The 25,382-nt window shown below is 60.7% G+C and carries 20 protein-coding genes and 2 pseudogenes; 8 read left to right on the top strand and 14 right to left on the bottom strand.

Going from position 1 to position 25,382, the window contains the following annotated elements; genetic code table 11:
- Positions 1-174 precede the first annotated feature (174 nt).
- Entirely contained in the window at positions 175-1,467 is a 1,293-nt protein-coding gene (locus tag FN060_RS19270) for a hypothetical protein (RefSeq protein ID WP_142589637.1), read from the top strand.
- 68 nt (positions 1,468-1,535) lie between these two features.
- On the opposite strand, the gene FN060_RS23280 is transcribed toward FN060_RS19270, so the two are convergent.
- The 3 genes from FN060_RS23280 to FN060_RS19255 all read right to left on the bottom strand — a co-directional run bounded on the left by FN060_RS23280 (position 1,536) and on the right by FN060_RS19255 (position 4,733).
- Positions 1,536-1,625: a hypothetical protein gene (locus tag FN060_RS23280; protein WP_244665895.1), complete on the bottom strand. Its 90-nt coding sequence runs from the start codon at positions 1,623-1,625 to the stop codon at positions 1,536-1,538.
- 118 nt (positions 1,626-1,743) lie between these two features.
- The gene (gene cueR / locus FN060_RS19260; protein ID WP_142589636.1) at positions 1,744-2,175 is read right to left on the bottom strand and encodes a Cu(I)-responsive transcriptional regulator; all 432 of its coding nucleotides are present in this window, start codon (positions 2,173-2,175) and stop codon (positions 1,744-1,746) included.
- Positions 2,172-4,733, bottom strand: a complete 2,562-nt coding sequence (locus FN060_RS19255; protein WP_142589635.1) for a heavy metal translocating P-type ATPase — start codon at positions 4,731-4,733, stop codon at positions 2,172-2,174. The genes cueR and FN060_RS19255 overlap by 4 nt, the downstream gene beginning before the upstream one ends.
- Positions 4,734-4,864: 131 nt before the next feature.
- On the opposite strand from FN060_RS19255, the gene FN060_RS19250 reads away from it, so the two are divergent.
- From FN060_RS19250 to FN060_RS19240, 3 genes are all read left to right on the top strand, one after another.
- On the top strand, positions 4,865-5,086 hold the full coding sequence (locus FN060_RS19250; protein WP_244665885.1) for a heavy-metal-associated domain-containing protein: 222 nt from the start codon (positions 4,865-4,867) through the stop codon (positions 5,084-5,086).
- A gap of 615 nt (positions 5,087-5,701) precedes the next feature.
- On the top strand, positions 5,702-7,198 hold the full coding sequence (locus FN060_RS19245; RefSeq protein ID WP_050746902.1) for a multicopper oxidase family protein: 1,497 nt from the start codon (positions 5,702-5,704) through the stop codon (positions 7,196-7,198).
- A gap of 54 nt (positions 7,199-7,252) precedes the next feature.
- Entirely contained in the window at positions 7,253-7,666 is a 414-nt protein-coding gene (locus FN060_RS19240) for a c-type cytochrome (protein WP_050746901.1), read from the top strand.
- A 177-nt stretch (positions 7,667-7,843) separates the two neighbouring features.
- Here the strand turns inward: FN060_RS19240 and FN060_RS19235 are convergent, their stop codons facing one another.
- The 5 genes from FN060_RS19235 to FN060_RS19215 are packed head-to-tail and all read right to left on the bottom strand — an operon-like array spanning position 7,844 to position 16,263.
- The gene (locus FN060_RS19235) at positions 7,844-9,373 is read right to left on the bottom strand and encodes a thymidine phosphorylase family protein (protein ID WP_050746900.1); all 1,530 of its coding nucleotides are present in this window, start codon (positions 9,371-9,373) and stop codon (positions 7,844-7,846) included.
- Positions 9,370-10,728: an MBL fold metallo-hydrolase RNA specificity domain-containing protein gene (locus tag FN060_RS19230; RefSeq protein ID WP_142589634.1), complete on the bottom strand. Its 1,359-nt coding sequence runs from the start codon at positions 10,726-10,728 to the stop codon at positions 9,370-9,372. Before FN060_RS19230 ends, FN060_RS19235 begins: the two co-directional genes overlap by 4 nt.
- A 7-nt stretch (positions 10,729-10,735) precedes the next feature.
- The gene (locus tag FN060_RS19225; protein ID WP_142589633.1) at positions 10,736-13,105 is read right to left on the bottom strand and encodes a phosphoketolase family protein; all 2,370 of its coding nucleotides are present in this window, start codon (positions 13,103-13,105) and stop codon (positions 10,736-10,738) included.
- A 33-nt stretch (positions 13,106-13,138) separates the two neighbouring features.
- Complete coding sequence (locus tag FN060_RS19220) at positions 13,139-14,173, bottom strand: ribose-phosphate pyrophosphokinase (protein ID WP_142589632.1); 1,035 nt, start codon at positions 14,171-14,173, stop codon at positions 13,139-13,141.
- Positions 14,170-16,263 (bottom strand): heavy metal translocating P-type ATPase, encoded by a 2,094-nt coding sequence (locus FN060_RS19215; RefSeq protein ID WP_142589631.1) that lies wholly within the window; start codon positions 16,261-16,263, stop codon positions 14,170-14,172. The genes FN060_RS19220 and FN060_RS19215 overlap by 4 nt, the downstream gene beginning before the upstream one ends.
- Positions 16,264-16,589: 326 nt before the next feature.
- On the opposite strand from FN060_RS19215, the gene petA reads away from it, so the two are divergent.
- The 3 genes from petA (at position 16,590) to cls (ending at position 20,168) form a co-directional block, all read left to right on the top strand.
- On the top strand, positions 16,590-17,147 hold the full coding sequence (gene petA, locus FN060_RS19210) for a ubiquinol-cytochrome c reductase iron-sulfur subunit (protein ID WP_142589630.1): 558 nt from the start codon (positions 16,590-16,592) through the stop codon (positions 17,145-17,147).
- Between the two features lie 271 nt (positions 17,148-17,418).
- Entirely contained in the window at positions 17,419-18,618 is a 1,200-nt protein-coding gene (locus tag FN060_RS19205; RefSeq protein WP_244665884.1) for an AI-2E family transporter, read from the top strand.
- A 113-nt stretch (positions 18,619-18,731) separates the two neighbouring features.
- Complete coding sequence (gene cls / locus FN060_RS19200) at positions 18,732-20,168, top strand: cardiolipin synthase (RefSeq protein ID WP_244665883.1); 1,437 nt, start codon at positions 18,732-18,734, stop codon at positions 20,166-20,168.
- 87 nt (positions 20,169-20,255) lie between these two features.
- On the opposite strand, the gene nirK is transcribed toward cls, so the two are convergent.
- From nirK to FN060_RS23275, 5 genes and pseudogenes are all read right to left on the bottom strand, one after another.
- Positions 20,256-21,224, bottom strand: coding sequence for a copper-containing nitrite reductase (gene nirK, locus FN060_RS19195; RefSeq protein ID WP_244665882.1), 969 nt, complete (start codon positions 21,222-21,224; stop codon positions 20,256-20,258).
- Between the two features lie 340 nt (positions 21,225-21,564).
- Positions 21,565-21,945, bottom strand: coding sequence for a pseudoazurin (locus FN060_RS19190; protein ID WP_342345191.1), 381 nt, complete (start codon positions 21,943-21,945; stop codon positions 21,565-21,567).
- A 690-nt stretch (positions 21,946-22,635) separates the two neighbouring features.
- Positions 22,636-23,034 (bottom strand): CBS domain-containing protein, encoded by a 399-nt coding sequence (locus FN060_RS19185; protein WP_142589626.1) that lies wholly within the window; start codon positions 23,032-23,034, stop codon positions 22,636-22,638.
- Positions 23,035-23,102: 68 nt separating this feature from the next.
- Positions 23,103-23,351: a succinate dehydrogenase, hydrophobic membrane anchor protein gene (sdhD, locus tag FN060_RS19180; protein WP_183950054.1), complete on the bottom strand. Its 249-nt coding sequence runs from the start codon at positions 23,349-23,351 to the stop codon at positions 23,103-23,105.
- 13 nt (positions 23,352-23,364) lie between these two features.
- Positions 23,365-23,592, bottom strand: a pseudogene (locus FN060_RS23275) (DUF6522 family protein); the annotation flags it as partial.
- Positions 23,593-23,772: 180 nt separating this feature from the next.
- On the opposite strand from FN060_RS23275, the pseudogene FN060_RS23430 reads away from it, so the two are divergent.
- Positions 23,773-23,952, top strand: a pseudogene (locus tag FN060_RS23430) (ubiquinol-cytochrome c reductase iron-sulfur subunit N-terminal domain-containing protein); the annotation flags it as partial.
- Here the strand turns inward: FN060_RS23430 and FN060_RS19170 are convergent.
- On the bottom strand, positions 23,879-25,382 hold a 1,504-nt coding region (locus FN060_RS19170; protein WP_185929068.1), incomplete at its 5' end, for an ISL3-like element ISRsp8 family transposase. The pseudogene FN060_RS23430 and the gene FN060_RS19170 sit on opposite strands and share 74 nt — an antisense overlap.

Below are 25,382 nucleotides of genomic sequence, written 5' to 3'. Positions count from 1 at the left end.
GTCGGGCGCTAGCTCAATCTCGTGGTAGCCTGTGAAGGACGAAGATCGGATTAGTCGCGCCAGAACACATCGAGCTCTGGACGGGCATGACAAGAGCATCGGACATAGGCTTAAGGTGGCGGCGCAGACATTCCTCGCAAGAGATGCCGACCCATGCAATGCGGAGGAAAAGGCATGAACGAGCAGGAGGAAACCCACACAGCTATACCGAACGAGGCGGCATCAGATCGACTCAACCGCAGTTGCTTCTGCATCACCCTCGACCGACAGGTCCTTGGTCGGGCTTTCGAACGGGAGACGGGCGACGCTGCCTTCTCAGCAACGCTGCTAAAAACGCGCCCTCACCTGTTCTCTAACGTAGCCATCTTCGCCTCGACCCAGATGGTCAAGCAAATGCTGGCCGTAGTGCGGGCGATCGAGACCATATCTGGCCTGCCCGCCTACCGTGACGCTGTTCTCGCCTGGGCGCCTGAGGTCGCGCGCTATGACCCAGGGCCGGTCGGCGTGTTCATGGGATACGACTTCCACATCGAGGCGGACGGACCAAAGTTGATCGAGGTCAACACCAACGCCGGCGGAGCCTTTCTCATTGCGCCTCTCGCGCGAGCACAGCGGAGTTGCTGCCAGGATGCCGGCCAATCGCGCGGCCGAACCGATGCCGATCAATTCGAGTCGGCCGTGCTGCAGATGTTTCAGAGCGAGTGGTCACGGCAGGGGCGCTCCGGGAGCCCGAGACGCGTAGCAATCGTCGATGACGATCCCGAGGCTCAGTACCTTTACCCTGAATTCGTCCTGGCCCAGCGCTTTTTCGAAAGGCACGGGATCGAGGCCGTCGTGGCCGATGGACGGCATCTCCTCTACGATCAGGGCACCCTTCAGGTCGGGAGCGGCCCGATCGACCTCGTCTACAATCGTCTGGTCGACTTCGCACTTGCGCAGCCCGAGCACGCAGCGCTCAAGTCGGCTTATCTGGATGGAGCAGTTGTCGTCACTCCTAACCCGCGGGCCCACGCCCTTTTCGCCGACAAGCGCAACCTCACCCTCCTCTCCGATCCCGAACAGTTTCGGCTTTTCGGGGTCGGACCGGAAGAGGTGCAAGTCCTCGCGACGGGTGTCCCGCGAACGATTACAGTCACGCCCGGCAACGCAGATGAGTTGTGGACGAAGAGGAAGCGCCTTTTTTTCAAGCCCGCCGGCGGTCACGGCAGCAAGGCTGCATACCGAGGGAACAAGCTCACGAGATCTGTGTGGGCCCAGATCACGACGGGCAGTTATGTCGCCCAGGCCTTTGCAGCGCCGGGCGAACGAGCGGTCCTGGTTGACCAATCATCCGAATTTCTGAAGGCAGACATTCGCCTTTACACTTATGCAGGGGGTGTGCTCCTGGCCGCGGCCCGACTCTACCAGGGACAGACGACCAACCTTAGAACGCCGGGAGGAGGGTTTGCTCCCGTGTTTCAGGTTTGATCTAGGTGGCCCGTGCTGACGTACCCGTGGCGCGGTGACCGCGACGGATCCCGCCATCCCGGTCCATGTCATTCCTTCGCCGTTCCAAGCGCAACCCCTCCAGGACCGGCTCCCACAGGAATGCTGCGAACGACCCGGCGGCTCGCTGGGTCAATCACCGAAACGGTGCCGGCAACCACCTTGTGACTTAGGGTGTCAATCACGAATGCACCCGCTTTTTGGGAACAAGACAGTTATGTTATATGAGATATCTACTTTCTTGTCTGCCGCCGGGCGCTAGTTGATCGCGCCACGCGGCCGTTTCGGTTCATCGACATCGTCAGGATTTTCTAGATCGGCGAGGATGGGGCAGTCGGGTCGATTGTCGCCCGAGCAGCACGCCGCCAGATGCTCCAGTGTTGCTGCCATTTGCTCCATCTCCTCGATCTTGCGGCGTAGATCCCGGATACGGGCCAGTGCGATACGCTTGACGTCGGCGCTCTGGCGACTGCGGTCGCGCCACAATCCCAGAAGCTCGTTAATCTCGGCGACCGAAAAACCGAGATCGCGCGACCGCCGGATGAAGCGAAGCATGTGCACGTCATTGGTGGAGTAGTCGCGATAGCCCGACGCGGTTCGCTCAGCTGGCGGGATGAGGCCATTCTGCTCGTAGTAGCGTATCATCTTGGCACTTACGCCAGAGACGCGCGCTGCTTCGCCGATGTTCATGCCGCGTTCCTTTCCATTTCGTGCACATCGCTTGAGACATCCGATGTTGCCGGGCGCCCAGATTGGGGAGCCTTGCCGACCGCCGGCATGGGCGGCTTCCACCGTTTAAGGCGCAGCGCATTGCCGAGCACGAAGATGCTCGAAAGTGCCATCGCACCCGCTGCCAGCACAGGTGAGAGCAGGACGCCAGACACGGGATAGAGCACCCCGGCAGCCACCGGGATTAGCGCCGCGTTGTAGGCGAAGGCCCAGAACAAGTTCTGCTTGATGTTGCGGATCGTGCCCTTCGAAAGCGCTATTGCGTTCGGTACGCCCTTGAGGCTGCCTGACATCAGCACCACATCGGCGGCCTCGATGGCGATATCGGTACCGGTCCCGATGGCGATACCGACATCGGCCTCCGCGAGCGCGGGCGCATCGTTGATGCCGTCACCGACAAATGCGAGCTTGCCATGCTCGGTCTTGAGCGCCTTCACCGTCTCGACCTTACCCTCAGGCAAGACTTCGGCTACCACCTCGTCGATACCGAGCCTTCTGGCGATAGCCTCTGCCGTGCGCCGGTTATCGCCGGTGATCATTGCTACCTTGAGACCCAGATCGTGCAGTGCCCTGATTGCCTCGGGGGTTGTCTCCTTGATCGGATCGGCCACCGCAATGACGGCTGCGAGCTTGCCACCGATGGCGGCATAGAGAGGAGATTTCCCCTCGTCGCCAAGGCGTGCTGCGGTTTCAGCGAAGGCAGAGACGTCGAGACCGAGTTTCTCCATGTAACGGTCGGCACCGATCTCGATAGACACACCTCCCGCCTCGGCCTTGACGCCAAAGCCGGTCACCGATTCGAAACCACTGATAGCCGGCAGCGCAAGCCCTTCGGCTTCGGCCGCCTCGACAATGGCACGGGCGATCGGATGCTCTGACTTGGCTTCCACCGCCGCAACGCGTGCCAGCACGCCATTGCGTTCGAACCCGCCTGCGATCTCCAGATCGGTGAGCGCCGGTTTGCCCTCGGTGAGCGTGCCCGTCTTGTCGACTGCGACCACCTTGGCGTCCTTGAGAAGTTGGAGGGCTTCACCCTTACGGAAAAGCACGCCCATCTCGGCCCCTCGCCCCGTACCCACCATGATCGAGGTAGGGGTGGCGAGACCCATTGCGCAAGGGCAGGCGATGATAAGCACGGCGACGGCATTCACCAGAGCGAAGGTCAGCGCTGGCTGCGGCCCGAAGATGAGCCATACGAGGAAAGTCAGCAGCGCCGCCACAATCACGGCCGGCACGAACCACATGGTTACCTTGTCCACCATCGCCTGAATCGGAAGCTTGGAGCCCTGTGCCTGCTCTACCATGCGAATGATCTGGGAAAGCACCGTCTCCCCGCCGACGGCAGTAGCGCGGAAGGCGAGCGCGCCCTTCTGATTGACCGTTCCGCCGACCACCGCGCTGCCGGCCGTCTTGGCCACGGGAATCGGCTCACCGGTAATCATGGATTCGTCAATGTAGCTTTCGCCTTCGGTTACCTCGCCATCAACGGGAACGCGTTCGCCCGGTCGCACCTCGACAATATCGCCCGGCGCGACTTCGCCGAAGGCGATCTCGACCGTCTTGCCGTCGCGACGGACACGGGCGGTCTTGGCTTGCAGGCCAACCAGCCGTTTGATGGCTTCCGACGTACGGCCCTTGGCGCGGGCCTCCAGATAGCGGCCGAGCAGAATTAGAGTTACGATGACGGCGGCCGCCTCGTAGTAAACGTTGATCGTGCCAACAGGCAGCAGCGAAGGCATAAAGGTGGCGACCATGGAATAAGCGTAGGCGGCAATGGTGCCAACCGCCACGAGCGAATTCATGTCGGGCGCAAACCTCCCCAACGCGGGAAAGCCTTTTTTATAGAATCGGATGCCGGGGCCGAAAAGCACTGCCGTTGTAAGCGCAAACTGAAGGTACCAGTTCCACTGCATGCCGATCGTGCGCATGATGAGGTCGTGTATGCCGGGAATGAGATGCGAGCCCATCTCTAATACGAAGACCGGCAGCGTCAGCACCGCCGCCGTGATGACGGCGCGCCGTAACTCCGCCTGCTCCCGATCCTTACGGGCGGCGTCCTCATCCTGTTGCTGTGAACCCCGATCCACCAGCCGGGCGGTATAACCCGCCCTTTCGACCGCCTTTATAAGATCGGTGGCGGCGGCATTGCCGCGCAGGCTCGCGCGCTCCGTGGCGAGATTGACTGTCGCTTGCGTGACGCCTGGAACCGCTTTGAGCGCGCTTTCGACGCGCCCCACGCATGACGCGCAGGTCATGCCCTCAATGATGACCTCGGTGTGGGTTACGGGGACCGAATAACCTGCATCCTCGACTGCGGACACGAGGGCGCCGTGCTCGACGGGAGCAGCGAACGAAATATCGGCCATCTCTGTTGCCAAGTTAACACTGGCGTCCGCGACACCCGGCACTGCCTTCAGCGCATTCTCGATGCGACCCACACACGAGGCGCAACTCATGCCCTCAATGGGAAGTACTATTGGTTCGAACGAAACTGCATGATCTTTGAGCGGGGCGTTCATCGAGGCTCCTTGCGTACGAATTGCGGCATTCGTGACGTAAAATAGGGCTTCCCACCGTTGGAAGGTCAATAGCAAATTTATCAGCATTGGGACTTGACCTTCCAACGGTGGGAAGCTCTATCTGAAATGGCATGAGCGACGAACAGGAGATTCTCATGCAATTTGATATCCAGAACATGTCCTGCGGCGGTTGTGTCCGCAGCGTCACCAAGGCGATTCAATCCGTCGACCCCGTCGCCAAGGTCACTCCTGACCTATCGAACAGGAAGATAGTGGTCATGTCCGAGCAGTCTCGTGAGGCCTTTGAGGCCGCGCTCGCAAAAGCAGGATATCCGGCTACTCAGCACCGTTGACGATATTGGTCAGCGACGGACCCGCCGCTAGGCGGCGTCATGTCAGACATAAGCGGGGTTCGAGGGCGACCTTTCTTGTCGAACTCTTGATAGCATCGAATTTTCTTGGTGTTTCTAGCAATGATTTTCGGCACCTTGGTGGTTCGACTGCTTGAACGTCGGGTGTAACAATGTGATATGTGCGGAATGATTGGACGCTTCTTGGCACTATTTGTTGTGTTTGCGTTCGCCGTCGCCTCGACGGCGAACGCGGGGCACATGGTGCGCATGAACTCCACCCCAGATCATGCCGTCCAGACGCATCACGTCACCGCCATGGTTACCGGATACGATGTGCAGTCCTGTGAGATGGAGCAGGAATGCGCATCGGAGAGCGCCGCCATGTGTGCAGCCGTCTGCACTGGGTTGCTCAACTTTGTCATACCGGAACGCGGGGGTACCAGTGTATTTTACGCCAGGGCAGATTATGGTCTTACTATTATACCGGCAGTATTGAGCCATAATCCTGGCGTCAACCGCCGCCCTCCCAAGCTTCGTCTCCTTTGATCGCGTGGGTTTGAGCCCACGACACCCTTAGATCTGATGAACGGAACGTGATGTTCCGAGGAGACAATCATGATAAATTTCTCACGACGTGGCTTTCTTGCCGCAGGCGCAGCAACGCTGGCGTACGCGCATATTCCGCAGTTTGCATTCGCACAAGCGGCAGCTCCCATCCAGTTAACTGCCGGCCGCCGCACACTCGATATTGGCGGACGGGCTGCGTCTGTCTTGGGGCTGATCGGGCCAGGCGGACGGCCCGGTGTCATGCTCGATCCGGGCCAGCGCTTCGCGGTCGATCTGACCAACGATCTGGATGTCGAGACGATCATTCACTGGCACGGGCAGATCCCGCCCAACGTCCAGGATGGCGTACCCGACGCTCCCATGGCTGCGTTAAAGCCGGGTGAGGTCCGCAGCTATGACTTCGCACCTTCGGCCGGCACGCACTGGATGCACAGTCACATTCCCATTCAGGAAATGCAGATGCTGGCGGCACCCCTGATCGTCCGGCGGCCCGAAGATATCGCTGCTGATCGGCAGGAGGTGGTGATGTTCCTGCATGATTTCAGCTTCCGCCCGGCCGAGGAGGTGCTCGCCGAGATCGTGTCCAGCGCAGGGCACGGGGATATGGGCGAAGCCAATGCTATGTCCGGCATGGATCATGGCGGCCACGGTTCCATGCCGATGGCGCAGATGCCGGGCGCGGGTCAGGGCGGGCACGATATGGCTGGGATGCGTGGGATGGATTCCATGCAGATGGATCTGAACGACTTCGATTTCGACGCATATCTGGCCAATGACCGCACCCTGGACGATCCGGATACGATTCCGGTCGAAGCGAATGGACGGGTGTTGCTGCGGGTGATCAATGGGGCCGCTGCGACGAGCTTCTGGATCGATAGCGGCGATCTGCAGGGCCGGCTCGTCGCTGTCGACGGTCAGCCGATCGAGCCCATACCTGGCAATCGCTTCGGCCTTTCGATGGGGCAGCGTTTGGATCTGGAGCTCGAATTGCCTGACACCGGTGCCTGGCCCGTCCTGGCCCTTCGTGAAGGGGCTCGTGAACGGACGGGACTGATTCTTGCCACGCCCGGCGCGCAGGTTCGCCGTATCGATTCCCTTGCCGAAGCCGACGCCCCCGCGTTCGACATCGGGATGGAACAGGAATCTCGCCTGCGTGCAGTGACCGGTCTTGCCGATCGCGGCGCCATCCGTCCAATAGACGTTATGCTAGGCGGGCAGATGCAGCCCTATGTCTGGACGATCGACGGCAAGACCTGGGGTGAGCATCTGCCGATTTCGGCGCGCAGCGGGGACCGCGTCGAGATCCGCTTTCACAACATGTCGATGATGGGACATCCAATGCACCTGCATGGCCATCATTTCCAGGTGGTGGAGATCGGCGGACGCAGGATGGGCGGGGCTATGCGTGACACCCTCTATATTCCACCTATGACCATGGCTACGATCGCCGTGGATGCGGGTGAGGCGGCGCGCTGGATGCTGCATTGTCATCACATGCCACATCTTTCGACCGGGATGATGACCGAATTCGTGGTCGCCGCCTGATTTCGAAGGCCTCCCGCCATATGGCGGGAGGCCGCTAATCCCGCAGGATTGAACATGAACAAAACACTTGTTGCCGTGGTTGTCGTGGCGCTTGCCGGCGCTGCTATCTGGTGGACGCAGAATCGGCAGGACAGTTCTGGCACCGGCGAGCCTATCGTTCAGGTCGTCGTGCCGTCATCGCTTTCACCAATGGCCGAACAGGGCAAGACCGCGTTCGACGCCAACTGTGCCAGCTGTCATGGACCGAACGGTTCGGGTCGGGACGGGTTGGCGCCGCCATTGATCCATAAGATCTACGAGCCGAGCCACCATAGTGATATGGCCTTCGCGCTTGCTATACGCCAAGGGGTGCGTGCCCACCACTGGCGATTTGGCAATATGGCGCCGGTAGAGGGTGTCAGCGACACGTCGATCGAGGCGATCACCACCTATATTCGCGAACTGCAGCGCGCGAACGGCATCCACTGAGAAAGCGGCTACGGCCGCTACCTCATGACGGGCCGGTCCGGCGTATCGACCCGTGGTCCCGGCAGTTAAGTTGCAACCTTCTTTCCCGCGAGGGCCCGTTAAAAGCTACGCGTCCTTTGTGTCAGGCTCCCAAGCTGCGCCGAAGTCGGTTGCCGACCTTACCGAGCTTGAGCCAATTCAGGTCTCGATCTCAATGACGTCTCCGGCACCAGCGGCATAGTCGAGTGCGTAAGCCAGCTCGCCCGGTGTTTCCGCGTGGATGTGGAGAAGCGGCTGCCCACGGATGACCTCGTCACCTAGGCGAACCTCCATATGGATACCGGCCGCCTTGGCTTCCGGCGCGCCAGCAAGCTTGGCGAGGCGAGATAACTTTCGATTGTTGATATGAACGATTCGCCCAGCATGCGGAGCCTCGAGTGGATGGACATGGAGTGCTTTGGGCGGCGTTCGCATCCCACCTTGGGCCTTGCAGATCGCCTCGAACTTTTTCCAGGCACGCCCCTCTGCTAGCGTTTCGAGCGCGAGCGCCAGTCCTTTTCCATTCTCGGCCTTGCCGCCGATCTCCAACGCTACGCCCGCCAAAATCGCGGCGCGCCTGCGCAAATCGTCCGGCGCATCGGGCGCATTTTGCAGGACTGCTAGTACGTCGAGCGCCTCAAGCGCGGGACCGATGCCTCTACCGACCGGCTGCAACCCGTCGGTCTGAAGGCATTGGGCCGTAAGGCCGAAGCGAGACGCGACCGCTGTAATCCGCGTCGCGAGATGAGATGCGGCATCTTCGCTGCGCATCTTGGCGGTCGGGCCGACCGGGATGTCTATAACGACATGGGTGGATCCCGCAGCGATTTTCTTGGAGAGGACGGAAGCGATCAGCTGGCCTTCGGTGTCGACGTCGAGTTCGCGTTCGACGCGCACGAAGATGTCATCAGCCGGACTGAGGTGGACCGCTCCGCCCCACGCGATGCAAGCTCCTTCGGCCTCGACCACGCGTTTCAACGTTGCAATGTCGAGATCCACCGGCGCGAGAGTCTCCATCGTGTCGGCAGTACCGGCGGGGGAGGTAATGGCACGGGAGGACGTTTTCGGCATGACGAGCCCGTTGGCCGCAACGATCGCCACGACGATCGGGGTGGTGCGGTTACCAGGCAGGCCGCCGACACAGTGTTTGTCGACAACAACAGGGGCATGCCATTGTAACCGGTCGCCAACCGCGATCATCGCACCGGTAAGGTCGGCAGTCTCGTTCTCGTCGAGTGGTAAAGCCGCAGTTGCGGTCAGGAACGCCGCAAGCTGCACGTCGGTGTAACGGCCGGCGACCACGTCCTGCACAATCTCTGTGAGAGCATGCGAGTCAAGCCGGTTGCCGTGGATACGTCTGCGTACGCTTGCCAGCGACTCGACAGCGGGGGCATGGGTAACCTGCACCTTGGCGTCCTCGGCGAGATTCAGCATCTCCCAGGCGGTTTCGGAGAGCCCGACCTCGTCAACGGCCAAGTGACCGTCGTCCTCCACCTGGAAGAGCGTTGCCTGTAATTCCCGCCCACCACCCGAGACGAGAACCTGCGAGCGGGCGGAGAGCCCTTCCGAGCGACAAACATGACAATCAGTGCGCATGACGACGACCGGCTGGTGTTGCGTGTGCAATCGAAGGCGCCGAACACGAAGAGTTGGTTGTTCTGGACCGGCATGAGAGAGGAGCGTGGTCATAGGTCGAACACCTGATCCTGACGTGGCACAGTGGCATTCCAGCCAATTTCGCGATCGATCCGGGCGCGCAGGGCTTCCGATGCCTCGTCCTCACCGTGGACAATGAAGACGCGGGACGGTTCGCGCCGGAAGCCTGAGAGCCAGCGCATCAACTCATTGCCATCGGCATGCGCCGAGAGCACCGACAGATTGTCGACCTCTGCTCTGACGGGTATCCATTGCCCGTGGATCTTGATCTCTCTCGCGCCCTGAACCATGGCCCGCCCCCGCGTTCCCGCAGCCTGATAGCCGGAGAACAGGATCGTATGTTTCGGATCGGTGGCGAAAGACTTGAGGTGATGAAGCACACGACCGCCGGTCGCCATGCCGCTGGCCGAGATCACGACTTTGGGAAAGACACTCGCAGTGATCGCCTTGGAGCTTTCCACATCGCGGGTATAGGTGGCGATTTTGCAGATCGACGTGCATTCGTCATGCGTCAAGCGATGATCGTCGCTATGTGCGTGAAGGAGGTCTGTAGCGTTGATTGCCATGGGGCTGTCGAGATAGATCGGTACACCTGATAGGCGGCCTGCCGTTCGAAGCTTCCAGAGATGATAAAGGAGAGATTGCGCGCGGCCGACTGCGAAGGCGGGGATAACGACCGTGCCGCCACGTTTTACGGTGCGCTCAACAACTTCTCCCAACACCTCGGTCGTGTTTGCGGGATTGTGAGTGCGGTTTCCATAGGTTGATTCGACGACGATATAGTCGGCGTCGGCCACGGGAGCTGGATCGGGCAGCACTGGATCGTCGTAGCGCCCAAGGTCGCCGGAAAACGCAATGCGGCGGCCAGCCCATTCGATGTCCGCGCTGGCCGCGCCGAGGATATGACCTGCGCGACGGAAGGTCAGGGTCGCGCCGCCGGGAAGCTGAAAGGCGGTTTCGAACGGCACAGTGGTAAACATCTCTATCGCCCGTTCCGCATCGCGCACGCCGTAAAGCGGCAAAGCCGGCTTGTGCTTTGAGAAGCCCTTGCGATTGGCGTATTCTGCATCCTTTTCGTTGAGAAAGCCGCTATCCTTGAGGATCAACTCGGCCACGTCGCGCGTTGCCGATGAGGCGTAGATTCGACCCTTGAAGCCATCGCGCACGAGCCTGGGAAGATAGCCCGAATGATCGAGGTGGGCATGGGTGAGCACTACGGCATCAATACTGGACGGGGGCACTGGCAGTGGCGTCCAATTGAGCTCGCGCAGGTTCTTGAGTCCCTGGAACAAGCCGCAATCGATCAGGATGCGCTTGTCGCCGTTCGTGAGGAGGTGCTTCGAGCCGGTGACGGTGCTCGCACCGCCGAGAGATGTTAGCGTCAGCATAATGGCCTCAGATGTTGAATGCAGCGATGTCGCCGGGATGCCCGCGGCCCTCTACGGCAGCCCGTTCAGCGGGAGCAAGGAGGTCGTCTCTGCTCCAGCCGGTGAGAGGAACAGCAGCGTCGACCAGATGAGCCCAGGAGCAGCGATTAGCAAACAACATACCAGACACATCGAGCGTCCCGCCCCGGCTGATGTAGCCGCGCGCAGCGGTCGTCCGTGGGCCGGAATCCAGTCGCCGAAGCAGGCCGAGCATAGGTTCGGGTCTCGTGTGGGAGACGATCAGGCGCGGCATGTTCGCCGGAAACAGGGCGGCGAGGGTTTCGTCACTCGCCGTGAATCCCGCCTCGATCGGATCGCGGGGTATGCGGAAGCGGCCGGGCTCCGACACCGCCGTCACGAGCACATGGCGACCGTGCGTCCTGAGCCGATAGGCCGCCTTGAGCGCTTCCTCGAGCTGATAGGCGCCGATAGCCACAATTTGAAGCTCGGCGCCTTCCGTCTCGCCCTGCACATGGGCCCCACCATCTGTTACGAAACGGTCTGCGTCCTCCGCATCGAACCGATGCGGCATGTCACGCTTGGAGACGATCAAACATCCTACTTGGCCGCGGCCATTGTAGACGGATCGCAGCGCTGCCACGGCACTGTTTGCATCGACGGGGAAAAGCACCCGCGAGGTGTCGGACATCTCGCCCAGCAGCGCCTCGCCGATGGTCGGGTCCTGATGCGATTGCTCGTTCTTCGCGTTCTCCCAGGTATGGGACGTGACAACCAGAGGCACCGAAATCCAGCGTGGTTCCAGGCCGGCCTCGCGCTGCCGTCGGGAAAACACGATCTCCTGCCGCACGCCACCAAGCATCTTCATGGCGAATGCTTCGTAGCTGACGATCAGATTGATCCCGCCCTTGTTGGCCAGCGCCGCGCCTGCGACGGCTTCCTCATTGAGCGCGGTGATGACCGCGCCGTCGATGGCGTCGGCGACGCCGGGCTCGGAAGTGTTCACGCGATGGCGCAGCCGATCGAGCGTTGCTCCCATGTGGTTGGAGCGTAGCTCGTCAGGATTGCCCACACGCGGGCGGAGCGTGGGGTTCGCGTCCACGACGCGGACGAACCAGCGGTCTAGCGCATGCATTGCGCAATCGGGCGGATCGCCGGCGATCGTCCAGTCCGGCTCGGGCAGGCTCGGTGCGGCTGGGTTACGCAGCGCGAGCGCATGCCGGCTTTCCGGCTCTCGGCCCTGCTCGCGATGGACAGCGATTTCGCCAACGGCGCTCTCGATCTGCGCGGCGGGAACGAACAGCGCTTGCGCGGCCTCGTTGAAGGCGTTGCGAGCCGGCTCGTCCTGTGCGGGATTGCCCCCGAGGGGTAGATTGTGCGCCGCGTTGGTATCGGCTCCTGGGAAGCCAAAGCCCTTGATTGTCTCGGCGATGACATAGGGGATAGGCGCCGGATAGACGCGGGCGGGATCCGCCGCGAAACGTTCAAGGCGCTTCTCAGCCTCGATGATGGCGCAGGCGAAGGCCGCAGGATCACGGCCATCGATGATAAAGGGATCAAAACCGTTGAGCTTCAGGTGGTCGGCGAGCCAGTCCGCGCCGCCCTGCTGCGCGATCTGGACACGTTCCTCTATGCGCCGGCCGTTGAGGATCATAACTGGAATCGCGATGCCGGAATCCTCGGCTCGCCACCAGCGCGGCGTCCAGTCCGAGCCGCGCTGTTCCTCGAACGCGCCGTCACTCAGGAAGGCGACGAGGCTTTCGCCGGGCAGCGGCGCATGAACGTACTGGACCTCGGCGAAGCCGAGATAGCCGCCTTCCGAGATGGCACCGGCGGTGTTCGGACCGGCGTGGCTGCCGAGCGGGACCGCTGCATTGCCGTCGGCGTCGATGGCATAGGAATAGAAATCGGCTGCAAGCTGCGAGAGACCTTTCTCGCTGCGATCATAGCGGCCCCTCTGCGCAGGAGAAACGTCCCCGGTGAGCGCGTTGACCGCCTCGATCGCGGCGACAGAATGGCCTTGTCCCATCAGCCATGAGCGGGTTTTCGCGGTGATCGCGTTGGCGGCGAGATAGCCAATGAAAGCGGGCACCATGTTGAGCGATCCGCCGGTATGACCTTCAGGCGTCGACTTGAACGCCTCGGCAGGCAGCGGCGTGCCGGAAAGGTCGACACGGTGGGCATAGGTCATATGGACGACAGTCCACATTGCGGCAGAAGTCAAACGGTCGGCTGCGGCAAGGATGCGATAGAGGGCCTCCGGTTCGATCAGGCCAGACGCCGCCAGGGCAGCTACGCGTTCGATGGTTTCATTGTTGTGGCTGATCGGGCCGTATCCCTGTTGCCACTTCTTTGATGTTGCTGTTGTCAGTTCGTTCATGCCGTCGCCGCCTTCCGTCAATCGTTTTTGTCGTCAGTTCACGCCGCTGGTCCAGGATGGCGGGTCGCTGGCAGGAAAGGAATCGAGCCCCGCCTGTTCCACTTCGTCCAGCGTCTCCGGTGGACGCCGGTGGCGTACAAGATCACCGTCAACTGAGGCCGCCGACGCGATGACGTTGCCAATCAAGGGGGCGAGCGCAACTGCATTGCTTTCGTGGGGTACGGAGTCGGTCGAGACGATGCGGTTGCAAAGCGGCACGAGACGTTGGAATGAATCGTCGGCAAATATCGCATGCACCACGGCGACCACAGGCCGGACGAAACCCTGAAGCGGAAGCTGGCGGGCAGCCTCAATCAAGGTATTCCCGGAGGACGCTATGTCATCTGCGAGCACCGGCTGCCGGCCGCGCCACTTGGAAAGGTCCGGTAGCTTGACTTCGACGTTGCGGTCGCCGTGGCGGACCTTTCGCAGCACGGCATGCGGAGCACCGATGCGTGCCGCGATGGCAGAGACCCATTGGTCGCTTTCCTCGTCAGGACCGATGATCAAGGGCTTGTCGACCTCCGCGGCGATCCAGTCCGCAAGCAGCGGTGCAGCATGCAAGGTGTCGGTCGGGACCGTATAGAGAGGCGACAAGGCCGGATAGCGATGCAGATGTGGATCTACCGTCAGCAGCCGGTCAAAGCTCGACGAGACGAGCCTGGCGAAGCTTCTGGAGGTCACCGCCTCTCCCGGCTGGAAGCGGCGATCCTGCCGCATGTAGGAGAGGTAGGGTGCGATCAGGTTGACCTGGCAGGCTCCCAGCTCTCTTGCAGCATCGGCCGCGAAGATCAGCCGCAGGAAGCCGTCGTCTGGCCGTGCCAGCGTGCATACCAGATCGACTGACTTGTCCTTCACCTCCGAGAGGAGGCGAACGTAAGTCTCTCCGTCAGGAAAACGCCGTGTTTCCATTGCGCCAAGTTCCCAGCCTCCTTCGTCGGCAAGACGCCGCGCGAATATCTCGTTACCTGGCAGCGGAAGGATCAGTCGCCTGGCGGGAGTTCCCGGTTGTTTGTCTACCGGTGTCATTTGTGCCTCCTGTAAGAGCGCAGAAGCTGGGCGTTGATGGCGACGATGATGGTGCTGGCCGACATGAAGACGGCCGCGACCGCGGGGGTCATTATGAAGCCAGTTCCAAAAGTAATGCCCGCCGCCATCGGGATGGCGATGGTGTTGTAGCCGGTCGCCCAGACGAGGTTCTGGACCATCTTGCGGTAGGTGGCACGCGAGAGTCCAAGGATCGCGCCGACGTCGCGCGGGTCGCTGCGTACGAGAACCACGTCGGCAGATTCGACGGCCACATCGGTACCCGCGCCGATGGCGATCCCGAGATCGGCCACCACGAGCGCAGGCGCGTCATTCACCCCGTCGCCGACCATGGCGACGGAGAGCCCCCGCGCTTGCAGTTCCTCGATCTTTTGTGATTTCTGATCAGGCAGCACTTCGGCGAAGTATTCGGTGATACCGAGTTCCTCGGAGACCGCCTTTGCTACACCCTCGGCGTCGCCGGTGAGCATGATCGAGCTGATCCCGAGGGATTTGAGTTCGGCGATGGCCTCCTTCGATTCCGGGCGAACGATGTCAGCCAGCGCAAAGAGTGCCCGCGGCTCGCCGTCGCGGACGAGAACGACAACTGTCTTGCCCTGTCCTTCCAATCGCTTGAGACTGTTATGGGCGATGGTGTTGCCCTGCCGTGCGAGGTGCCCGGGGCTGACGATACGCACATCCTGTCCTTCCACTTTGGCCACGATGCCTTCGCCGGTGATGTTGCTGACGTCGGTTGCCTTGGGAATGATCAGGCTTCGTTCCTTCGCCTCGGCCACGATGCCGTGGGCGATGGGATGCTCGGACTGGCTCTCGGCCGCTGCCGCATAGGCCAGTTCCTCGTTCTCGTCGCCGTCGGCAAGCAATACGATATCGCTGACGCCGAAACGGCCCTCAGTTAACGTGCCGGTCTTATCGAACACGGCGGCGTTGAGATTGCGCGCCCGCTCGAAGGCGGCCCGGTCGCGGATCAGCAGTCCGTTGCCGGCCGACAGCGATGTGCTGACCGCGACGACCAGCGGCACAGCGAGACCAAGGGCGTGCGGACAGGCAACTACCATGACCGTCACCATGCGCTCGATGGCAAATTCCAAGGGGGCGTTAAGGAAAAGCCACCAGACGAACAGCGTACCGAAGCCGACGACGAGTGCGATGTAGGTCAGCCAAGCGGCGGCACGGTTGGCAACGTCCTGAGTGCGCGAGCGCGTTGCCTGCGCCTTCTTTACCAATTCGATGACCTGCGACAGATAGGTGGCGTCGCCTGTTGCCGTCACCTTGATGGTGACAGCGGCGGCCCCGTTGATCGCGCCGCCGATGGCGGCGGCGCCGACCCCCTTGGTTACGGGCCTCGATTCGCCAGTGAGCATGGCCTCGTTGAAACCGGACGAACCCTCAATGATCTCGCCATCCACCGGAACCTTTGCACCGGGTCGTACGATGACCTCATCACCGGGTTGAAGGGTTGAGATCGGCACCTCTTCGGACGATCCGTCGGCCCTGATCCGCGTGGCTGAATCCGGCAGGAGCCGGACCAGTTCCTCAAGCGCACGCGATGCTCCCATGACCGAACGCATCTCGATCCAGTGGCCGAGAAGCATGATGGCGATCAGCGTCACAAGTTCCCAGTAGAGTTCCTCGCCCGGAAACCCGAACGTGACGGCCGCCGAAAAGAAATAGGCCGCCGAGATCGCTAGAGCGATCAGGGTCATCATGCCGGGCTGCCCCTTCCGCAGCTCGGAGGTGAAGCCCGTCAGGAATGGCCAGCCGCCATAAACGTAGGCAATTGTCGAAAGCACGAAGAGAACGTAGCGGTCGCCTGGGAACGCCAAAGTTTCTGCGATGCCAAGCCAATGCTGGATCATCGGCGAGAGCAACAGCACCGGTGGCGTGAGCACGAGGACCAACCAGAATCGGCGCCGGTAGTCGGCGACCATCGCGCCGTGGTCATGCCCGCCGTGGCCAGAATGCTCGGAATGGCTGGAGCCGGCAGCAGCTACGACACCGCGATGAGCTTCATCGTTTCGATTCCCGGTCGCATGCGCTTGATGGTTCTGGTGGGAATGTGGTGAACTCATCAGGTTTTTTCCTTGTCGTGGCTACGCGGCATCGGGCCAGCAGAACTGCGACCCCTCGGGTGGTCGCAGTTCTCGGCAGGCGCATCATGCCGGGCTCAAAATCATCGGTTCGAGCCCTGGAATCCTTGATCCAGGTTAAAGTCCTCTACAGTAGATTTTGGTATTGGATCGGAAGTCACGCTCTTAACAGCATCCACCGTCGAAACTATCTCACGACGAGAACCGGAAGCGAAGAGCGGGGAACGGAGCCAAGCTCTTCATTTTGCCGTCTTCTGGCGAAAATCTTGATCCGATCGACCGGTCGTTGCTGCGGGCAGGAGGTGTCCATGCAAAGTGAAGTTCACGTCAATCGTCGGGATTTCCTTTATGTCGCGACGGGCACAACGGCGGCCGTCGGGGCCGGCTTTGCCTCTTGGCCTTTCATCGACCAGATGAAACCCGACGCTTCGACACTCGCGATCGCCACCATAGACATCGACCTTTCCGGAATCGAGGAAGGTATGTCGGTGACCGTCAAGTGGCGCGGGCGGCCGGTCTTTGTCAGGAACAGGACATCCCGGGAAATTGAAGCTGCTTCCGTGACGCCCCTGGAAGAGCTTAAAGACCCCATCGCGCGCAACGCTAATCTGCCGGCCGACTCGCCGGCGACCGATCTCGCGAGGTCCGCAGGACAACATCGAGAAAACTGGCTTGTCATGGTCGGCGTGTGCACCCACCTCGGCTGCATCCCTCTTGGTCAAGCAGGGGACTACGGTGGATGGTTCTGCCCCTGTCATGGTTCGCATTACGATACAGCGGGCAGGATCCGCTCGGGGCCGGCTCCCGAAAACCTCGCCGTGCCCCTGTTCCAGTTCCTCAACGAAACGTCGGTCCGTATCGGATGAAGACCTGTGAGCGTCGCGCTTGTCAGCGCAGATGGCCTTCCGCCAATGCCACCCAATAGGCAGCCCCGATGGGCAGGATGTCCTGACGAAAGCCGCCTGCCGCCCCCTTGCTGCTCTACCCGTCCACGGCATTTCTTTGATGCAAGAAGGGTGACAACGTTGGCCGAAACGGCAAGATGGCCTAATGGCGATTGAGGAGAAACGTCCGAGACAGCGTCGCGTTGGCGCCGAACTCGGCAAAGGCTTATTGTTGGACGCAGGCGTCGTCAGAGTGTTCTTGATCCTTGCATTGACGGGCCTAGGCCTGTTTCTCTGCTACCGGTTGGCCCTGCCCTTTCTGCCCTCTCTCACCTGGGCGCTGGTGCTGGGTATTCTTCTTGCGCCAGCTCATCGCTGGCTCCACTCGCGTCTTGGCAGCGGCGATCTCGCAGCATTCATCGCGGTTGCGGCCGCAGCAATTGTGATCCTTGGGATGCTCCTCCTGGTGGTACAGCAACTCGTCCGCGAGGCCGCCGGCGGCGCGATCTCTCTGGAGAACGCGGTGCGGACACTGGACTGGCGTGAGACCATCGGTAACCGCCCCAGGTTGGCCGAAGCCGCGGCCTGGCTCGAGCAGCGGTTCGATCCGGCCGGTGCGCTCGGCGGTCTTGCCCATTGGCTAACGAGCCAGAGCACCTCGCTTCTTCGCGGCTCGGTCAGTCAGGTGATCGGCCTCATCCTCACCTTCTACATTCTCTTCTACTTCCTGCGCGACCGTGAAAGGGCAATGCGCGTGGTGGCGAAGCTTTCGCCATTGCAGCCGACAGAAACGGGGCTCGTGGTACGGCGCTTAGCGGACACGGTTCACGCCACGATCATCGGGACCATAGTCGTAGCGACTGTTCAGGGAACGCTCGGAGGCCTGATATTCTGGTGGCTTGGCCTGCCGACACCGGTCTTTTGGGGCCTTGTCATGGGGCTGTTAGCGATCGTGCCGGTACTTGGCGCCTTCGTGATCTGGCTGCCGGCTGCTCTTCTTCTCGCCCTCCAAGGCGACTGGACCCGGGCGCTCATCCTGGTCATTTGGGGCGGGGTGATCATAGCGACCATCGACAATCTGCTCTACCCGGCCTTGGTGGGGAGCCGACTGAAGCTGCATACTATGGTGATGTTCATCGGCGCGGTCGGCGGAATCATCCTGTTCGGGGCTTCCGGACTGGTTCTTGGTCCCGCTACGATTGCTGTTACGCTGGCGCTGATAGAGATCCTGCAGGGTAGATTTCGAGCGGAACTCCAGGTGCCTACGGAGATGGACATGGCAAGACAGACGAAGGAAAGCCCGAGAGAAGCCGAGCGCTTGAAGCGCGAAGCCGACGAAGAACTAAATCTCGAACTGGAGCAGACCTTTCCCGCGAGCGACCCGCTGAAGATAACGCGCGGATCATATGAGCAGCAGCACACGCGACCCAAGGATCGGCGTAAGCCGGATTGAGTCCATGCCCCTGAGCTTCGCAGCCCCTGCACTCCATCCGGATCGGCGCCATGAAGAGAAGGGCAAAATGCCAAGACTGGAAGGACCGGCCAAAAGCGGTGTAGGACGGACGCGTGATAGCACTCATCAGCGAGGCTTGGGCGGTTGGGTACGTGGTGGCTGAGTGGTCAATCCGCTTGGCGATGGTTGCGGTCGTGCCGATGCGGCGCTCTCCCGAGGCGGCGCGAAGTTGGCTTATCCTCGTGTTTTTGCTGCCGATCCCGGCTCTCCTTATCTATCTCCTCATCGGAAGGCCGACTTACCCTCGCTGGCGTCGCGAGCGATTTCTCAGACTGCCGGCCGTTCTTGCAGCTGCGTCCAGGGAAATTTCTCATTCCCGTTACTGTCGCCGCCCTGAGCTGCCGGCCAGTCTTTCGGGGCCCGCTCTGTTGGTGGAAAGGCTTGGGCAGTTCCCGACCGTCGCCGGCAACGACTTCGAGCTTCTCTCCGGATATGATGAGGTCATCGACCGCATGATTGCCGATATCGGTGCGGCCCAACAGACGGTTCACCTACTTTACTATATTTTTGCCGACGACGAGACTGGTCTACGTGTAATCGACGCACTCCAGCGCGCCGCAAAACGCCAAGTGAAGTGCCGGGTGCTGATTGATGCCATCGGATCGCGGCGGTGGGCGCGCCGCGTCGCTAGATTGCTCATTCCCGCCGGTGTGGAGGTACGGCTCGCGCTGCGCGTCGGGCTCTTCCATCGAAGGTCGGCCCGCGCCGACCTTCGTAACCATCGCAAGATCGCTGTGATCGACAGTCGCGTCGGCTATTTAGGTTCCCAAAATATTATCAACGCCGAATTTGGTGGCGGTATCGCCAACCAAGAACTCGTCGCCCGCGTCGTCGGCCCGGTCACGACCGAAATCCAAACTGTATTTATCGCCGACTGGTTTATGGAAACAAACGAGAAGTTGGCCAACCCTGTCCTGTTTCCGCACAACCCGCCCGGAGGTGGCGCTGTGGCGCAGGTGCTTCCCAGCGGCCCGGATTATCCGGATGCTGGCATTGGACATCTTATCGTTTCGCTCGTGCACGGCGCGCGCGAACGTGTGATCATCACGACCCCCTATTTCGTGCCGGATGAGCCCCTTCTGCAGGCACTCAAAACAGCAGCTCTGCGCGGAGTTGAGGTTCGATTGGTCGTCTCAAATGTGACGGACCAGATGCTGGTGAACCTTGCACAAAGATCGTTTTATTCCGAACTTCTCCACGCCGGCATCCAAGTGCATCTTTATGCTCAAGCCTTCCTCCACGCCAAACACATCACGTTTGACGATGAAATCGCGATACTTGGCTCCAGCAATGTCGATATCCGCTCGTTTGTTCTCAATGCGGAGGTAAGCCTCATCGCTTTTGACAAGGGCGTTGTGGAGCAACTCAGGCGCCAGCAAAGTCGATATTTCGCCTCGAGCAACGTGCTGAGTCTCAGAGAATGGGAAAAGCGCCCGGTCGCAAGCAAGCTGGCTGAGAACCTTGCGCGCTTGGCTAGCCCTCTACTTTGAGAACATCAAACAAGGTTCGGCGGCTAGGCCACCTTCGCCTTCGCCCAGGCAGCCATGGAGGAGCCGCCACTCTGTCGCACGGCGTTATTACGATGCAATTGGTTCGAAGATGTCTGGCGCCTCCTTGCCTTCGACGTCGAGCCAGCCTGCCAGACCGCGCTCGACCCTCGACAGCGAATGGTCCACGAGAACGTATCTTCCGGGTACCTCGAGCTTAATCTCCACAATGGCGGAGCCACCGGCAGGAACAACGACCGTCTGAACATCCGTCTGTGGCGGCTTCGTCACGCTTCCATTCAGATAGACCCTGTCGAAAATTTCGCCGATCACGTGGAATGAAGATACGTGATTGGGACCGCCATTGCCGAAGAATATCCGGACTGTTTCGCCGACATTTGCTTTCATCGGGTAGTGGTCCGTCAACGCACTCACATGTCCGTTGAGCACGAAGTATTCCGGCCGCTCGTTGAGCAGTTTGTCGTAATCTTCGTTGAGCAACCCCTCTGACCCAAAAGGCTCATTGGTGTAGATCTCTCCCTGCATGACATAGAATTCACGATCAACCGGCGGGAGGCCACCTTCGGGTTCGACCAGAATCATCCCGTACATCCCGTTAGCAACGTGCATTGCTACGGGCGGAACGGCACAGTGATAGACGTAGAGCCCAGGATTTTGTGCCTTGAAGCGGAAGGCCTTTGCTTCTCCAGGCGCGCAACTTGTCAGTTCCGCTCCCCCGCCAGGTCCTGTGGCTGCATGGAAATCGACATTGTGCATCAGCCAGCTGTCTTCGCGATTCTTGAGATAAACCTCAACTGTGTCTCCGACCCGCACTCGCACGAATGGGCCGGGCACCGTGCCATTGAAAGTCCAGAAGCGGAAGCTGGCGCGTTCGTCGAGCCGCGCTTCCTTTTCAACGGTTTCCAAATCGACGCGGACGATCTCGGATTCCTGGCGCGTTATCGAAGTCGGGACCACAGACGGATCATGCGCTACATCGTCGGCAACAACGCTGGGCAATGAATATAACCGCTGGCTGAGGCTACCAACGCGGTTCACGTGGCGAGTTCCATGCTCGGCTACACGGACCGTGCCCCCAGCGTTCTGCGCCGAGGCTTCCTGCGAAACAGCGAGAGAACCTAGCGTCAGGCCTACCGATCCGGCAAGCAGCGACCGCCTCGAAATTGACAGGGAGTCATCTGTTAGTCCGCCTTCCTGGCTGACCTCCTGCGTAGTGGGAGGCTCCGCCGCATCATTGTAGGGCATTCCCCTGGAGGCATCTCGTTCGGTTCTGTTCATTGTTGTCCTCGGTCTGTGTCACCTTGGCTGCTTCGCCTTCCGCTGACGGTGGATGAGAACCCACGCGCGGCCTTTTCGAAAGCAGAAACTCGGCTTGTGTCTAATCAGCGGGCGCGGTGGCGCCGTCTCCAACCTGGGCGACCAGTTCAGCCATGCGGGGCTTGGCTTTGCCGGGCAGTTTGACAGTCTCCGCCGAATCGACGTTTTCGGTGCTATCGCCGACCTGGATGATGCCGACCATCCCGAGGGCGAAATGCGGCGAGCACTTGTAGCCGTAGATCCCTTCTACATCGAAGGCTACTACGATCTCCTCATTGATCTTCCCCTTCCATGTTTCGGCGCCTTCGGGAACCATCCCGAGGATCGTCTCCGAGTTGTGGCCTTTGTCCGTCGCCACAAACTTCACGGAATCGCCTGGAGCGATCTTGAGGTATGCCGGGTCGAATTGCATGGCGCGCCCTTCAGGGTCTTTATTGACCATTTGCACCTCATGTGTCTGGGCACCCCCCGAGGATTGTCCCGCGACACTCTCCTGGGCGCTCGCGAGACGGACGCCGATCGCCGCCGCTACCGTTAGCCCCGCGCTCCCAGCGAGCAGACTGCGACGAGATATCAACGGAGAGGACACTCCGGAGCTACCAAAACTTTTCTTGCCAGACATTTTCAATCCTTTTGTTCGAACGCCCCTTCCGCAATGACGACCTTCTGCACAGGGATCCGAGCCAAACAACGTCGCAGCTGCGACGTTGCACACACTCAAGACATAGAGCGTACCTTCCACTGTCAAGGCTGACAAGATGAGCTGCTGTCGCATCGGCAGACTAGCAGGCACATGGCGAGTGTGTGGTGCCGAGCGGCAGATTTATGCGCAGAGCGCAATTTCCGGCAGTGAACGCACAATGGTAGTCATATCGACCACCGGGTGACCCTCCAGCCGGGTGCAAGGTCCACTCAAAGTCTAGCACAGGCGGATGAGGTGGCGCCTTGCGGCTAAAGACCATGGCTTGCTAAGCCTGCAGAGAGTTCAGGCCCGCCGTAGCCCAGGCATCTCCCCTGCCTCTGCCGATAGCAGTCCTTTGGCAGGGTGCGTAACTTCTGATCGGGAACATGGTGGTAAGTTTCCGGGTCATCGATAACCGACGCACATGACGTAGTCCCGCAGAAGCGCTTCCTATTGCTCCACTTCCTGCATCAGCGCCTGCAGCGCATCGCGCGCGTTTAGAATGCCGATCGGACGGGAGGCATCATCCGTGATGGGAACGTTCTTCAGCTGTCGCTCCTTCATGATACCCCAGATATCGTGCAGCCAGTCCTCTGGCCGGCAGAAGGTCACGTCCCGGGACATCACCGCAGAAATTCCGGTGGTGCAGCTCGCTCCCAGACAATGGCTGATCTGAGCAACGATATCTGACTTCGTCACCACTCCTGACAAGTGTCCGGCGGCATCACATGCGATTACCAGATCGGACCTGCCATCACGAAGGAGTCTCGCGGCCTCGATGACCGGGGCGTCCTGATTAACGATAAGGAGCCGCTCCCGGGCCACAGCTGTGATGTTCTCGACGAGCATTGATCCGTCCTCTCTCCGGCATTGGGCTGCCTTGCCATAGATGATGCTGCGGAACGGCGGACCCGGCCTCAGCCGGCGAATGCGATGCGCAGCGTGGCAACGATGCCGGCTACCGCCAAGGCGAAGCAGCCCAGTCGCGTTGCGATGATCGCCGCGAACTTCGCGCCGGAATGCACATAGTCTTCAATGATGACCTGGAGGCCAAGAGCCGTGTGATGGAAGAGCGCAATCAACAGGAGCAGCATGCAGATGGTTGCGAAGGGCGTCTCGAGCCAGGCGACAAAAGCGGCATGGTCGCTGCCCGTGAGCGCGATCACAGACGGCGGACTGCTGGATGATGGTTCCCGTTTCTGTGACGATGAGCCGGAGGCGCCGACTATGGAAGAAGAATGTAAGCCGGGAACGTCCGGCGTCCTCACTTTCGCCAGCCTCGTGCCTGCAGGTTATCTTCCCGCCGCGGATGAGCGGCTGCCCGAGCGAGGGCTCGATGTCCAGTCCCGTGGAGATGATCGCGGCATCGATCTGGATTGCTCCGTCATCAACTTCGGTGGCCGACATGATAACTCGACGCTGCGGCCACTTGATTCCGCGGGACTTTCAGCTGCGTTCAGCTGCCGCACTATCAAGCTATTGGCCCGGCCTAATTCTGGCTCTAGACTCTGTCAGTGAGTAAGTTCCTTACGAACGCACATCTGCCGTCGGCAACCAGGAACTTTGAGCGTCACAGGGAGTGTGGTCTTGCCAGATACCACGACAAGCGAGCCGACGCGTCGCGATTTCCTCTATGTGGCGACCGGTATGGTTGGCGTTGTCGGTGTCGCTTTGCAGTTAATCGGGTTCTTCCTCACTTTGTGTGGAGCCGCGGCAGCATTCGTGCCTTCAGCAATTCAGGGCCTGCCCGACCGTACATTGCTCGCTTGAGGGTCTTGAGGCGGTTGATCTGGCCTTCGGCCTGCCCGTTGCTCCAGGGCAGCTCGATGGCGTTGTTGACGGCATCGATGTCTCTGCGAAGGACGCGAGCGAACCGCATGATAGGGATGAGCTCGGAGTCGATCGCATCGTCGATCCATGCATCCAGTGGTGGCGATCTCTTGCCGCGAAGGATGCCGTTGAAGCGCATCGCCAGGCGTCGCATCTCGACAAACGCCTCAGATCCCTGCTTCAGGGCGTCGACCTTCCTTGCCTGCCGGTCCGTCAGCAGGCCTCGCGGCTTGATACATAGCGCCGCGGCAACCACCGGAGAGATTGCATGACCGGTTTCGGGATCTCGAACCGGTTCCGACTTCAACGCGGCGGGCGGTACATCATCGGCCTGTCCCCTTTCGGCCCGCCGCCAAGCTCCGAGCAACCGCTCCAGATTGGCGAAGCTGCCGGTGTAGCCGCGCTGCTTGACGTCGTGAAACAGATGCCGTCCGCGCCGGTTCCCATCCTTCCAGCATTGCGCAAGGAAGGCTTCGAAATACCATGGTGATGTGGGGTTCAGTGCTGCTCGTCGCCTGTCTTGTGGAGCCTCGAACTTGAGCCACTTCGTTATGCTGCGACGCTCATATCCGGTCCGTCTGGCGATCTCGCTGTAGGACAGCCCTTGCTGGCGCAAGGCATGGAGCATGTCGAATATCTCCTGGCGAGATTGCCTATGCGCAAGACGGGCGCGCCGGCGATGTGTCGCAGCGTCAACAATTGCGTCCTCCGAAAGAATGGCCCTGCCGGTGGCACGCCCGGAAAGGCTCATCTGTTCTTCGATGGCCGAACGAAGGTTCTGGACCAGATGAAACCGATCGGCGACCTGCCGGGCCTGCGGTGCGCCTTCACGGGTGGCCTGCGCATACAGGCCGCAGCGGTCGCGGCTGACAATCTCGATGGAAGGATGACTCCGAAGCCACTTGGCCGCATTCTCGACGCTACGGTCATCCAGTATGTCAATAACCGAGCGGCGCTCGAGGTCGACCATGATGGTCCCATAGCTCGTCGCGCGCCGCCAACTCCAATCATCGATACCGACCACCCGTATCTTGGAATTGCGTTGGGCAACTGCAGCATCCCGTTTCAGTTGCCGCAGGATAGTGTCGTCGCTGACCGGTATGCCGAGCCGTTGCATCAACCGCTCGCCAGGACGGCCGCCAGTGCTATGGCCGAGCAAGCCAACAATCTCTCCGACCCTTCTTGTCCGACGCGCGTATGGATCAGCTACCATCGGAAGACGGTCGGTGAACGTTCGTCGTGCGCATTCCCCATGTGCACATCGCCAGCGGCTCAGCAGGAGCTTCACTGTCACGGGCTTGCCCTGGACTGGCAGATCCTGGAGGCTGCGGCAGGACCAGCCATGCCGACTTCGGCTTCGACATCCA

Origin of the sequence: Pseudorhizobium halotolerans (assembly GCF_902153235.2) — a bacterium.
Lineage (GTDB): Bacteria > Pseudomonadota > Alphaproteobacteria > Rhizobiales > Rhizobiaceae > Neorhizobium > Neorhizobium flavum.
Note: the sequence above shows the minus strand (reverse complement) of the source record. Positions and strands in the feature narration are given on the sequence as shown.

What these genes read in the sequence shown, in the direction of transcription:
- FN060_RS19270 (WP_142589637.1), top strand. Translation starts at nt 175, where the DNA reads ATGAACGAGCAGGAGGAAACCCACACAGCTATACCGAACGAGGCGGCA.
- cueR (WP_142589636.1), bottom strand. Translation starts at nt 2,175, where the DNA reads ATGAACATCGGCGAAGCAGCGCGCGTCTCTGGCGTAAGTGCCAAGATG.
- FN060_RS19255 (WP_142589635.1), bottom strand. Translation starts at nt 4,733, where the DNA reads ATGAACGCCCCGCTCAAAGATCATGCAGTTTCGTTCGAACCAATAGTA.
- FN060_RS19250 (WP_244665885.1), top strand. Translation starts at nt 4,865, where the DNA reads ATGAGCGACGAACAGGAGATTCTCATGCAATTTGATATCCAGAACATG.
- FN060_RS19245 (WP_050746902.1), top strand. Translation starts at nt 5,702, where the DNA reads ATGATAAATTTCTCACGACGTGGCTTTCTTGCCGCAGGCGCAGCAACG.
- FN060_RS19240 (WP_050746901.1), top strand. Translation starts at nt 7,253, where the DNA reads ATGAACAAAACACTTGTTGCCGTGGTTGTCGTGGCGCTTGCCGGCGCT.
- FN060_RS19235 (WP_050746900.1), bottom strand. Translation starts at nt 9,373, where the DNA reads ATGACCACGCTCCTCTCTCATGCCGGTCCAGAACAACCAACTCTTCGT.
- FN060_RS19230 (WP_142589634.1), bottom strand. Translation starts at nt 10,728, where the DNA reads ATGCTGACGCTAACATCTCTCGGCGGTGCGAGCACCGTCACCGGCTCG.
- FN060_RS19225 (WP_142589633.1), bottom strand. Translation starts at nt 13,105, where the DNA reads ATGAACGAACTGACAACAGCAACATCAAAGAAGTGGCAACAGGGATAC.
- FN060_RS19220 (WP_142589632.1), bottom strand. Translation starts at nt 14,173, where the DNA reads ATGACACCGGTAGACAAACAACCGGGAACTCCCGCCAGGCGACTGATC.
- FN060_RS19215 (WP_142589631.1), bottom strand. Translation starts at nt 16,263, where the DNA reads ATGAGTTCACCACATTCCCACCAGAACCATCAAGCGCATGCGACCGGG.
- petA (WP_142589630.1), top strand. Translation starts at nt 16,590, where the DNA reads ATGCAAAGTGAAGTTCACGTCAATCGTCGGGATTTCCTTTATGTCGCG.
- FN060_RS19190 (WP_342345191.1), bottom strand. Translation starts at nt 21,945, where the DNA reads ATGGTCAATAAAGACCCTGAAGGGCGCGCCATGCAATTCGACCCGGCA.
- FN060_RS19185 (WP_142589626.1), bottom strand. Translation starts at nt 23,034, where the DNA reads ATGCTCGTCGAGAACATCACAGCTGTGGCCCGGGAGCGGCTCCTTATC.